The following is an 11,047-nucleotide window of genomic DNA, read 5'->3' as shown; positions in this document are numbered from 1 at the left end:
TCTGGAATACGGGTGCGTGCGTCTTGCACGGGCCCGGCTACTTGATCATGTAGATCGTGGCGAAGAGGCCGATCCAGACGACATCGACGAAGTGCCAGTAGTAGGACACGACGATGGCCGCGGTCGCCTGCTCATGGGTGAACCTCCGGGCCGCGTAGGTGCGGCCGAGGACCAGCAGGAAGGCGATCAGTCCGCCCGCCACATGCAGTCCGTGGAAGCCGGTGGTCAGGTAGAAGACCGACCCGTACGCGTCGGAGGAGAGCGAGAGGCCGTAGTGCTTGACCAGCTCGGTGTACTCGGTGACCTGACCACCGATGAAGACGGCACCCATGATGAAGGTGACGATGAACCACATCCGGAGCTTCTTCACATCACCGCGCTCGGCGGCGAACACACCGAGCTGGCAGGTGAGGGAGGAGAGCACCAGGATCGTGGTGTTGGCGGCCGAGAACGGGAAGTTGAGGGTGTCAGCCTTCTCCGTCCAGAATTCGGCGCCGGTCACCGATCGCAGGGTGAAGTACATCGCGAAGAGGGCCGCGAAGAACATCAGCTCGGAACTCAGCCAGATGATGGTTCCGACGCTGGTGAGGTTCGGCCGGTTGACCGACGGGTGCGCGTGCCCGGTATCTACTGTCGTTGCTGTCGCCACGACCGACATTATGTCGGTCGCTTATCCCGCCCTCACTCCGGGGGGTGCCGTTCGGAGTGTCCGCAGCGTGTGTACTGCCCGGATGGCCGATCGGCGGGCGGGTGAGCGCCGGTCGTGCGGTGCCTGTGCGGTGTCCGTCCGGTGATCAAAGGCGTGTTCCCACAGGTGTTGACGGGGTGGCGGAAGGAGTAGCATCCGCGGCATCGGGCACCGCCGCCCGTACCGGACGTACGACGCCGATGTCACGCCGAAGTCACGGAGGAAGCATGCAGCCGACCGCCACCGTGCTGGTCTACAGCGACGACTCCACCACCCGCGCGCAGGTGCGGCTCGCCGCGGGACGCCGGCCGGCGCCGGACGTGCCGCCGGTGCGGTTCGTGGAGTGCGCGACGCCTCCGGCGGTGGTGGAGGAGCTGGACAAGGGCGGGATCGATGTGGTCGTGCTGGACGGTGAGGCCGTGCCCATGGGGGGCATGGGGCTGTGCCGGCAGCTCAAGGACGAGATCTTCGAGTGCCCGCCGGTGCTGTTGCTGATGGGGCGGCCTCAGGACGCCTGGCTGGCGACGTGGTCCCGGGCGGACGCGGCGGTCACCTTGCCGGTGGAGCCGGTTGAGTTTGCCTCGGCGCTGGCTTCTCTTCTTCGTGGGCGGAAGTTGCAGAGCGCCTGAGCGGAGGGGGCGTCTCGTGGTCGGGCGGGTGCGGGTTGTGCGTGGCTGGTCGCGCAGTTCCCCGCGCCCCCAACCGCCCGGCGACGCCCCTTCTGTCAGTCGATGGGCTAGGCCTGTTCCGGTCTGAGGCGGAGGGCGTCTTCTGGCTTGGGGCCGTCTGGGGTGCCGCCCAGGATGGCGCTTCCGGTGCGCCAGTCCTTCCAGTCGAGGTTCCAGTCGCCGTAGCCGTTGCCGAAGGGCTCCATCCCGTCGCCCCATGAGTTGATGACCTCGACGACATCGCCCTCGCCGAAGTTCTCGAAGAACCAGGCGGCGTTGCCGGTGCTCATCCCGACGCAGCCATGGCTGACGTTGCGGACCCCGTGATCGCTGATGGACCAGGGCGCGGCGTGCACGTACTCGCCGCTCCAGGTCACCCGGGTGGCCCAGTAGACCGGCAGGTTGTAGCCCTCCGAGGAGCTGGCGGAGATCCCGACGCTGGAGCCGCGCATCCGGACGAAGTACTCCTGACCCAGCACCACCTTGACGCCGTTGCGGGTCTCGTAGCCCGGTTTACCGGTGGTGACCGGGATGGACATGATCTCTTCGTCGTTGCGGTAGACGGTCATCCAGTGCGCGCCGGCGTCGGCGACGGCGACCAGCTTGTCCCGGGTGGTGAGCTTCAGCGGGTCGGCCTTGCCACCCCACAGCCGGTCGTTGATCTTGATGCCGTCGAGGTTGCTGCGGACGTTGATGGTGGCGTTGGAGGGCCAGAACTCCTTCGGGCGGAAGTGCACCTCGTTGTCGTTCACCCAGTGCCAGGCGCCCTCGACGGCCGGTTTGGACGTGACTTTCAGCCCGCGTTCCACGATGGCTCGCTGGGCCTTGTCCACGACCGGTTCGCTCAGCTCGGCGACGACGGGCTGGCCCACGCCGTAGTCGCCGGAGTCCGGGCCGAAGGTCACGTCCATGCGCTTCTTGCTGCGGGGTTTGCCGGTGTCGAAGGTGTGGGTGCGGCGGCCGGGCTTGCCGTCCTCGTTCTCGGTGCTCACCCGGACGGTGTAGTGGGCGTCGGCGGCCAGCGGGGAGGTGCTGTGCCAGCGGCGGCCGTCCGCCGCGAGTTCGCCCGCGAGATAGCGCCCCGCGCCGTCCACGGCGGTGACGTCGGTGATCCGGCTGTCGCCCTCGGCGGTGACGTCCAGCGGCTTGGCCGGGTCGGCGAGCTGGGCCTTGGGCTTCGCGCCGGGCTTGGCCTTGTCGCCCTTCTCGCCCGGCTTGGCCTTCTCGCCGGGCTGCTGCTGGTGTGCGGCCGGGGCCGCGCTGGCGGACTTCTCGGCGCCGGTGGCGCTGGTGGTGGCGCCCTGGAAGGAGATGTGGTCCGCAGCGTCGTACGGCGTGGCCGCGAGCGGGTTGCCGTCGCTGCCGCAGGCGGTGACGGTCACGCCGAGGGCCATCACCAGCAGCGTGCAGCTGACGACGGTACGGGTGTGCGGAGAGGTGCTCATGGCTTCACGCTAGGAAGCCTCGCGCGGTCCGGCGCGTTCAGTGACCCGTGCGGGGGACGGACCCCGCGCATATGACGGAGCCCGGACCCTCCTGACGGAGTGTCCGGGCTCTGCGCCGTTCGGGGGACGGACCCCCATGGAGGGCCCTGTGGAGGGCCCCGTGGAGGGCCCTGTGGAGGGGCGTTTCTACTGCGTCTGGTTCTCGCCGCGGTAGTACTCGAAGACCCAGCCCCAGATGCCGATCAGGATGATCGGGACCGAGAAGTACAGCAGCCACCAGCCGACCGCCACACCGAGGAAGGCGAGCGCGCCACCGATGCCCAGCGCGAGCGGCTGCCAGCTGTGCGGGGAGAAGAAGCCCAGCTCACCGGCGTCGTCCGCGACATCGGCCTCCTCGTTGTCCTGGGCACCCGCGTCGACCCGCCGGGCGGTGAAGCCCAGGTAGAAGCCGATCATGATGCACAGGCCGAAGGCCAGGAAGAGGGCCGTGGTGCCGGCCGGCTCCTTCGACCACACGCCATAGACGACCGCCATGGCGAGGACGAAGACGCTCAGCCACATGAACATCTTGCCCTGGATCTTCACTTGCCGGCCTCCTTGCCGCCCTCGATGGCGCTGGCCTTGTGACCGCCGTGGTCGAGCTGGTCGAGCGCGGCGATCTCCGGGTGGTGCAGGTCGAACGCCGGGGATTCACTGCGAATCCGGGGCAGGGTGAGGAAGTTGTGCCGGGGCGGCGGGCAGGACGTCGCCCACTCCAGGGAGCGGCCGTAGCCCCAGGGGTCGTCGACCTCGACGGGCTTGCCGTAGCGGGCCGTCTTCCAGACGTTGTAGAAGAACGGCAGTATCGACGCGCCCAGGATGAACGAGCTGATGGTCGAGACCATGTTCAGCGCGGTGAAGCCGTCGGCCGCCAGATAGTCGGCGTAGCGGCGCGGCATACCCTCGGCGCCCAGCCAGTGCTGGACCAGGAAGGTGCCGTGGAAGCCGACGAAAAGGGTCCAGAAGGTGATCTTGCCGAGCCGTTCGTCCAGCATCTTGCCGGTCCACTTGGGCCACCAGAAGTGGAAGCCGGAGAACATGGCGAAGACGACGGTGCCGAAGACGACGTAGTGGAAGTGGGCCACCACGAAGTACGAGTCGGAGACGTGGAAGTCCATCGGGGGCGAGGCCAGGATGACACCGGTCAGACCACCGAAGGTGAAGGTGATCAGGAAGCCGGTGGCCCAGAGCATCGGGGTCTCGAAGGACAAGGACCCCTTCCACATCGTGCCGATCCAGTTGAAGAACTTCACACCGGTCGGTACGGCGATGAGGAACGTCATGAAGGAGAAGAACGGCAGTAGCACACCGCCGGTCACATACATGTGGTGGGCCCACACGGTGACGGACAGACCGGCGATCGCGATGGTGGCGGCGATCAGGCCCTGGTAGCCGAACATCGGCTTGCGGGCGAAGACCGGGATGACCTCACTGATGATGCCGAAGAACGGCAAGGCGATGATGTACACCTCTGGATGGCCGAAGAACCAGAAGAGGTGTTGCCATAGCAAGGCCCCGCCATTGGCGGCGTCGAAGATATGGGCACCGAACTTGCGGTCCGCCTCCAGGGCGAACAGGGCGGCGGCCAGGACCGGGAAGGCGAGCAGGACCAGCACACCGGTCAGCAGCACGTTCCAGGTGAAGATCGGCATCCGGAACATCGTCATGCCGGGGGCGCGCATGCAGATGATGGTGGTGATGAAGTTGACCGAGCCGAGGATGGTGCCGAAGCCGGAGAAGGCCAGACCCATGATCCACATGTCGGAGCCGAGACCGGGCGAACGCACGGCGTCGGACAGCGGGGAGTACGCGAACCAGCCGAAGCTCGCGGCGCCGTTCGGGGTGAGGAAGCCGCCCACCGCGATCAGCGAGCCGAACAGGTAGAGCCAGTAGGCGAACATGTTCAGCCGCGGGAACGCCACATCGGGGGCACCGATCTGGAGCGGCATGATCCAGTTGGCGAATCCGGCGAACAGCGGCGTCGCGAACATCAGCAGCATGATCGTGCCGTGCATCGTGAACGCCTGGTTGAACTGTTCGTTCGACATGATCTGCAGACCCGGACGGGCCAGCTCGGCGCGCATGAAGAGCGCCATCACGCCGCCGATGCAGAAGAACGCGAAGGACGTGACCAGGTAGAGCGTGCCGATGGTCTTGTGGTCGGTGGTCGTCAGCCACTTCACCACGACGTTGCCCGGCTGTTTGCGGCGCACCGGCAATTCGTCCGCGTAGTGCGAGACCGGCGCCGCCGCCGTTCCGCCCTGTGGTTCGTTGATGATGCTCACAGCTGGTTCGTCTCCCGGTCCTTCTCGGCCTGCGTCTGCTCGATGCCGGCGGGCACGTAACCGGTCTGTCCCTGCTCGGCCAGCTCCTTCAGGTACTGCTCGTAGCGCTCTTCGGAGACGACCTTCACGTTGAACAGCATCCGGGAGTGGTCGACGCCGCACAGCTCGGCGCACTTGCCCAGGAAGGTTCCCTGCTGGTTGGGGGTCACCTGGAAGGCGTTGGTGTGGCCCGGGATGACGTCCTGCTTCATCAGGAACGGCACGACCCAGAAGGAGTGGATGACGTCCCGCGAGGTCAGCACGAAGCGGACCGTCTTGCCCTCCGGCAGCACCAGCGTCGGGCCCGGGTTGTTGGTCTGCGGGTTGCGCTCACCGGGGGTGCCACAGTTGTAGACGCCGCCCGCGTTGTCGGGGAACGCCTCCTTGTAGCGGGTGGGGATCGCGTCGAGTTCCTTCGCCGTCTTGGCGTCGCCGGTGGAACCCTCGACGTTCTCGATGTAGTTGAAGCACCAGCTCCACTGGAAGCCCACCACGTTCACCGTGACGTCGGGTTCCTTCTCCAGGCTCAGCAACTTGGTCTCGTCGCGGGCCGTGAAGTAGAAGAGCACCGACACGATGATGATCGGTACGACCGTGTAGAGGGCCTCGATCGGCACGTTGTACCGGGTCTGCGGAGGGACCTCGATCTTGGTGCGGCTGCGCCGGTGGAAGATGGCGCTCCAGATGATGAGGCCCCACACCAGCACGCCGACGGCGAGCGCGGCAGCCCAGGAACCCTGCCACAGGGAGAGGATACGGGGGGCCTCTTCCGTGGTCGGGGTGGGCATACCGAGGCGGGGGAAGTCCTCCCATGTGCAACCGGTGGCGGTCGCCAGGACCAGGCCCGCGGTCAGTGCCTGGAGCAGCGCGCGCCGCACGGGGCGCCGCGGCTTGGGGGTACCGCCCACGCCCTTCAGGCCGTGGGGGAGGTCGGAGCCGTTGGGACTCACGTAGCGCCTTCCCGAGAGTCTCGCCCGCGCGGTTGGCTGCGGCCTGCCTTCTCGCTGGTCGGTCGCCGCCCTGCGTCGGGCAGGGGTTTGGATGTTTATGCGGACCAAACCCTAGCCGACCCCCTCCGGGGGTTCGCGAGGAGGGGGGCCTAGTGGAGTGGGCGGTTCGCTGGTTTGGCGGGTGCGGCACCGTGGGGGCTGGTCGCGCCCACGCGGCGGAGCCGCACATCGATACAGCCCCGCGCCCCTTATGGGCGTCTGGGTGACCCGGCGTTTTAGCGTGGGCGTATGACGTACTTCGATGCTGCTTCCGGGGCCCCTCTTCATCCTGTCGCCCGGGAGGCGTTGGTTGCCTCGCTGGATGAGGGGTGGGCCGATTCTTCGCGGTTGTACAGGGAAGGGCGGCGGGCGCGGATGTTGTTGGACGCGGCCCGGGAGGTGGCCGCGGAGGCGGTGGGGTGCCGGGCGGACGAGGTGGTGTTCACGTCGTCCGGGACCCGGGCCGTGCATACCGGGATCGCGGGGGCGCTGGCCGGGCGTCGGCGAGTTGGCCGTCACCTGATCGTGTCGGCGGTCGAGCATTCGTCCGTACTCCATTCGGCCGAGGCGTTCGAGGCGGACGGCGGTGAGGTCAGCCAGGTCGCGGTGGACCGTACGGGTGCGGTGGCGGCCGGGGCGTACGCCGGGGCGCTGCGCGCGGACACCGCGCTGGCCTGTCTCCAGTCGGCCAACCATGAGGTGGGGACCGTGCAGCCGGTCGCGGAGGTGGCGGAGCGGTGCCGGGCGGCCGGGGTGCCGCTGCTGGTGGACGCGGCGCAGTCGCTGGGGTGGGGGCCGGTGGACGGGGACTGGTCGCTGCTGACGGCCAGTGCGCACAAGTGGGGCGGTCCGGCGGGGGTGGGGCTGCTCGTGGTGCGCAAGGGGGTGCGGTTCGCGGCGCAAGGGCCGTCCGACGAGCGGGAGTCGGGGCGGGCGCCGGGGTTCGAGAACCTTCCGGCGATCGTGGCGGCGGCGGCCTCGCTGCGGGCGGTCCGGGCGGAGGCGGCCGGGGAGGCGGCACGGCTGCGGGAGCTGACGGAACGGGTACGGGCGCGGGTGGCCGGGGTGGTGCCGGATGTGGAGGTGGTCGGCGATCCGGAGCGGCGGCTGCCCGGGATCGTCACCTTCTCCTGTCTCTATGTCGACGGGGAGGCGCTGCTGCACGAGCTGGACCGGGCCGGTTTCTCGGTGTCGTCCGGTTCGTCCTGCACCAGCAGCACCCTGACGCCCAGCCATGTACTGAAGGCGATGGGGGTGCTGAGCGAGGGCAATGTGCGGGTGTCGCTGCCGCTCGGGACGGCGGAGGCGGAGGTGGAGCGGTTCCTCGAGGTGCTGCCGGTGGCGGTGGCCGGGGTGCGGGCGCGGCTCGGCGCCGCGGAGCCGGCCACCGCGGTGCGGGGCGACGCGCTGGTGGTGGACGCCCTCGGCAAGCTGTGCCCGCTGCCGGTGATCGAGCTGGCGAAGGTGATCGACCGGGTCCCGGTGGGCGCCACGGTCCGGGTACTGGCGGACGACGAGGCCGCCCGCCTGGACATCCCGGCGTGGTGCGCGATGCGGGGACAGGAGTACGTGGGGGAGGAGGCGGCGGATAAGGGAACGGCTTACGTCATCCGCCGGACCACGTGACGCCCTGGTCTTTAGGCTTTTAGGGGCGCTGGGGGTACCCCCTCTGGGGGAGGAACTGCGCGAAATGCCCCCCACTCACCCGCACCCGGCATCTCACCCCAGATGCCCCCGAACCTCCTCCGCAGCCTCATGCCCGTACGCCTTGGTGAACCGGTCCATGAAGTGCCCCCGACGCAACTGGTACTCCTGCGTCCCCACCGTCTCGATGACCAGCGTCGCGACCATGCAGCCGACCTGCGCCGCCCGCTCCAGCGAGACCCCCCAGGCCAGCCCGGACAGGAACCCGGCGCGGAAGGCGTCGCCGACGCCCGTGGGGTCGGCCTTGCGCTCCTCCTCGGCGCAGCCGACCTCGATCGGGTCCTGACCGACCCGCTCGATCCGTACCCCGCGCGCGCCGAGCGTGGTGACCCGGTGGCCGACCCGGTCGAGGATCTCCCCGTCGTTCCAGCCGGTCTTGGCCTCGATGAGGCCCTTCTCGTACTCGTTGGAGAACAGGTACGCGGCGCCCTCCAGCAGTATCCGGATCTCCTCCCCGTTCATCCGGGCGATCTGCTGGGAGAAGTCGGCGGCGAACGGGATACCGCGGGTCTTGCACTCCTCGGTGTGGCGGAGCATCGCCTCCGGGTCGTCGGCGCCGATCAGCACCAGGTCGAGACCGCCGATCCGGTCGGCCACGGTCTTCAGCTCGATCAGCCGGGCCTCGCTCATGGCGCCGGTGTAGAAGGAGCCGATCTGGTTGTGGTCGGCGTCGGTGGTGCAGACGAACCGGGCGGTGTGCAGGGTCTCGGAGATCCGGACCGAGTCGGTGTCGACCCCGTGCCGGTCGAGCCAGGCGCGGTACTCGCCGAAGTCGGCGCCCGCGGCACCGACCAGGACGGGCCGGGTGCCCAGTTGCCCCATGCCGAAGGCGATGTTGGCGCCTACCCCGCCCCGGCGGACATCGAGCTTGTCGACCAGGAAGGAGAGCGAGACCGTGTGCAGCTGGTCCGCGACCAACTGGTCGGCGAAGCGGCCGGGGAAGGTCATGAGGTGGTCATTGGCGATGGAGCCGGTGACTGCGATGCGCACGGCGTGGACGCTCCTGGGTGGAGGCGGTAAGAGACAGTCAACGCTACCGGGTCGGCCCGGCACCGCTGAAGCAGGCGAAACTACCCGATAGTAGATCTTTCTTCGCGGGCTCCAGCGTGCCTACGGTGCCGTTATGACGAACCTCAAGGCCCCCTCCACCGCCCCGGCCGACCTCGAAGGCGGCCTCGCGTCGCTGCGCGGGGACTGCGCCCGGATGGTCCCGCACTATCCGGTGCCCGTGCGCGGCGCGGTGAGCCCGGTGCCGCCGTCGCTGATCCACGGGGTCACCGTGCCGCCGGGTTCGGCACGGCTCCTGGACGCCATGTCCGAGTACGGCGACTGAGGCACCGGGAAGCGGACTCTCCGGCGGGCGTCGGGGCGCCCGCCGGGAACCGTGCGCTCCCCCACCGCGTCCCATCGGCGTCCCCCGTCCGGGGGAGCTGGCATACGACCGTCCGAGCGGCCCTCGATCGCCGGGGCCGGGTCGTCCGGGACAGCTGTACGGCCGAAGGAGCGATGCGGTGAGCACCGAGGAGCGATCCGACCACCCCGACCCCGAGGGCCATGACGCCCCTGGGGGTCCTGAAGACCCTGAAGGCGGCTCCGAGGGCCAGGAGACCCCGGAAGCGCCTCCCCGTGACGAAACAGCCGACACCGCCGACACCACCGACGACGCCACTGACGGCCCCGGTGACCCCGAGGCGCCCGAAGTGACCGCGGCGGCTCCGCGTACCGCGTCCCTCCCGCCGTCCCGCCCCACCCGGCACCGGTCCCTCGCGCTGATCACCTCCGTCGCCGCGGCGGTGCTGCTGGTGGGCGGCGGGGGGCTGTATCTCGCCACCTCCGCCGGGGACGGGGCGCGGGACACCGACGCCGGGGCACCGGCCGGGGACGGTCCCGGCGGGCCCACTCCCCCACCGCTCGCCCTGGACGGCTACGGCGGGAACAGCGGTGTCGCGCCGGGTGAGCCGGACCCGAACGGGGCCCTGTACCGGGTCGACGGAACGCTGCCGAAGGGGCCGGACGCGGCGTCCGTCCACCATCCGTCGGGGGACATCACCGCGGCGGACGTGACACGGCTCGCCGAGGCGCTCGGGATCGAGGGGAAACCGGTCGCCGAAGGAGCCGCCTGGCGGATCGGCGGGCAGGACGGCCAGGGGCCGAGCCTGTCGGTGGGCCGGGAGGCGCCGGGCGCCTGGACCTTCACCGGGTACGCCCCCGGACCGGACGCCTGCCAGAGCGCCACCACCTGCGCGAAGCCGCCGACCGGGGCGAGTGTCGATCCGGTCGGCGAGGCCGAGGCCCGGGAGGTGGCCGCGCCGGTGCTGAAGGCGGTCGGTCAGGACGACGCCAAGGTGGACGCCGGTCAGGTGACCGGTGCCCAGCGGACGGTGAACGCCGTACCCGTGGTCGGCGGGCTGCCCACCTACGGCTGGAACACCCAGCTCATGGTGGGGGCGCAGGGCGAGCTGGTGGGCGGGAACGGGCACCTGGGCGCGCCGGTGAAGGGAGCGTCGTACCCCGTGGTGAGCGCGCGGGAGGCGCTGCGGCTGCTGAACACCACGGCGGGCGGCGGCGAGGTGGGGATCGGGGGCTGTGCCGAGCCCGTGCCGCTGGACGGGACGGTGCCGCCGGACGCGGTCTGCGCGCCCGCCACCGCCCTGCCGGGGAAGCCGGTGGCGGAGGCGGTCGCAGTCGAGTCGGCGGTGTTCGGGCTGGCGTCGCACACCGTGGCGGGGCAGCCGGCGCTGGTGCCGTCGTGGCTGTTCGAGGTGCGGGCGGCGGGGGCGGCGGAGTCCTTCACGGTGACGCATCCGGCGGTCGACCCGGCGTATCTGGCGGGTGCGTCGGCGGCGCCCTCGCCCGAGTCGCCGCCCGGCGGGACACCGACCCGGGATGTGCGGGTCGAGGGGTACACGGCCGAGGGGCGGGAGCTGACCGTGCGGTTCACCGGCGGGGTGTGCGCGGACTACGCCGTCTCGGTGGACGAGAGCGGCGGTGAGGTGCGGGTGACGGTGACCGAGACGCCCTGGCCGGACAAGATCTGCATTCTGATCGCCGAGGTCAAGCACCAGACCGTGGCGCTGGACGAGCCGCTGGGCGCCCGGAAGGTCGTCGGCTCGGACGGAGCGGCGGTGGCGCTGGAGAAGCCGGGGGCGCGGCTGCCGCGCTAGGGGCTGTCGGGCCCTACGTACGCCGA

10 protein-coding genes are annotated in these 11,047 nt (G+C 70.0%); 4 read left to right on the top strand and 6 right to left on the bottom strand.

Annotated elements, in window-relative coordinates:
* Positions 1-37: 37 nt before the first annotated feature.
* Positions 38-658 (bottom strand): heme-copper oxidase subunit III, encoded by a 621-nt coding sequence (locus AB0D49_RS15860; protein ID WP_362757238.1) that lies wholly within the window; start codon positions 656-658, stop codon positions 38-40.
* 257 nt (positions 659-915) lie between these two features.
* Here AB0D49_RS15860 and AB0D49_RS15855 point away from each other — a divergent pair, with 257 nt between their 5' ends.
* The gene (locus AB0D49_RS15855; protein WP_362757235.1) at positions 916-1,317 is read left to right on the top strand and encodes a hypothetical protein; all 402 of its coding nucleotides are present in this window, start codon (positions 916-918) and stop codon (positions 1,315-1,317) included.
* A gap of 107 nt (positions 1,318-1,424) precedes the next feature.
* Here the strand turns inward: AB0D49_RS15855 and AB0D49_RS15850 are convergent, their stop codons facing one another.
* The 4 genes from AB0D49_RS15850 to coxB all read right to left on the bottom strand — a co-directional run bounded on the left by AB0D49_RS15850 (position 1,425) and on the right by coxB (position 6,114).
* Positions 1,425-2,801, bottom strand: a complete 1,377-nt coding sequence (locus AB0D49_RS15850; protein WP_362757232.1) for an Ig-like domain-containing protein — start codon at positions 2,799-2,801, stop codon at positions 1,425-1,427.
* A 186-nt stretch (positions 2,802-2,987) separates the two neighbouring features.
* Positions 2,988-3,386 carry a cytochrome c oxidase subunit 4 gene (locus tag AB0D49_RS15845; protein ID WP_362757229.1) on the bottom strand — a complete coding sequence of 133 codons (399 nt, stop codon included), beginning with the start codon at positions 3,384-3,386 and terminating at the stop codon, positions 2,988-2,990.
* Positions 3,383-5,125, bottom strand: coding sequence for a cytochrome c oxidase subunit I (gene ctaD, locus AB0D49_RS15840; protein ID WP_362757226.1), 1,743 nt, complete (start codon positions 5,123-5,125; stop codon positions 3,383-3,385). Before ctaD ends, AB0D49_RS15845 begins: the two co-directional genes overlap by 4 nt.
* Positions 5,122-6,114: a cytochrome c oxidase subunit II gene (gene coxB, locus AB0D49_RS15835; RefSeq protein WP_362757223.1), complete on the bottom strand. Its 993-nt coding sequence runs from the start codon at positions 6,112-6,114 to the stop codon at positions 5,122-5,124. The genes ctaD and coxB overlap by 4 nt, the downstream gene beginning before the upstream one ends.
* 288 nt (positions 6,115-6,402) lie before the next feature.
* Between coxB and AB0D49_RS15830 the strand changes: the two genes are divergently transcribed.
* On the top strand, positions 6,403-7,779 hold the full coding sequence (locus AB0D49_RS15830; RefSeq protein WP_362757220.1) for an aminotransferase class V-fold PLP-dependent enzyme: 1,377 nt from the start codon (positions 6,403-6,405) through the stop codon (positions 7,777-7,779).
* A 93-nt stretch (positions 7,780-7,872) separates the two neighbouring features.
* Here AB0D49_RS15830 and AB0D49_RS15825 read toward each other — a convergent pair whose 3' ends face one another.
* Positions 7,873-8,847, bottom strand: coding sequence for a carbohydrate kinase family protein (locus AB0D49_RS15825; RefSeq protein WP_362757217.1), 975 nt, complete (start codon positions 8,845-8,847; stop codon positions 7,873-7,875).
* Positions 8,848-8,980: 133 nt separating this feature from the next.
* On the opposite strand from AB0D49_RS15825, the gene AB0D49_RS15820 reads away from it, so the two are divergent.
* The gene (locus tag AB0D49_RS15820; protein WP_362757214.1) at positions 8,981-9,190 is read left to right on the top strand and encodes a hypothetical protein; all 210 of its coding nucleotides are present in this window, start codon (positions 8,981-8,983) and stop codon (positions 9,188-9,190) included.
* A gap of 178 nt (positions 9,191-9,368) precedes the next feature.
* Positions 9,369-11,021: a hypothetical protein gene (locus AB0D49_RS15815; protein ID WP_362757211.1), complete on the top strand. Its 1,653-nt coding sequence runs from the start codon at positions 9,369-9,371 to the stop codon at positions 11,019-11,021.
* The last annotated feature ends 26 nt before the right edge of the window (positions 11,022-11,047 follow it).

Origin of the sequence: Streptomyces sp. NPDC048290 (assembly GCF_040652095.1) — a bacterium.
Classification (GTDB): Bacteria; Actinomycetota; Actinomycetes; order Streptomycetales; family Streptomycetaceae; genus Streptomyces.
The sequence above is the reverse complement of the archived record's forward strand: the minus strand, read 5'-3'. Positions and strand labels throughout refer to the sequence as shown.

What these genes read in the sequence shown, in the direction of transcription:
- AB0D49_RS15820 (WP_362757214.1), top strand. Translation starts at nt 8,981, where the DNA reads ATGACGAACCTCAAGGCCCCCTCCACCGCCCCGGCCGACCTCGAAGGC.
- AB0D49_RS15850 (WP_362757232.1), bottom strand. Translation starts at nt 2,801, where the DNA reads ATGAGCACCTCTCCGCACACCCGTACCGTCGTCAGCTGCACGCTGCTG.
- AB0D49_RS15860 (WP_362757238.1), bottom strand. Translation starts at nt 658, where the DNA reads ATGTCGGTCGTGGCGACAGCAACGACAGTAGATACCGGGCACGCGCAC.
- AB0D49_RS15830 (WP_362757220.1), top strand. Translation starts at nt 6,403, where the DNA reads ATGACGTACTTCGATGCTGCTTCCGGGGCCCCTCTTCATCCTGTCGCC.
- AB0D49_RS15855 (WP_362757235.1), top strand. Translation starts at nt 916, where the DNA reads ATGCAGCCGACCGCCACCGTGCTGGTCTACAGCGACGACTCCACCACC.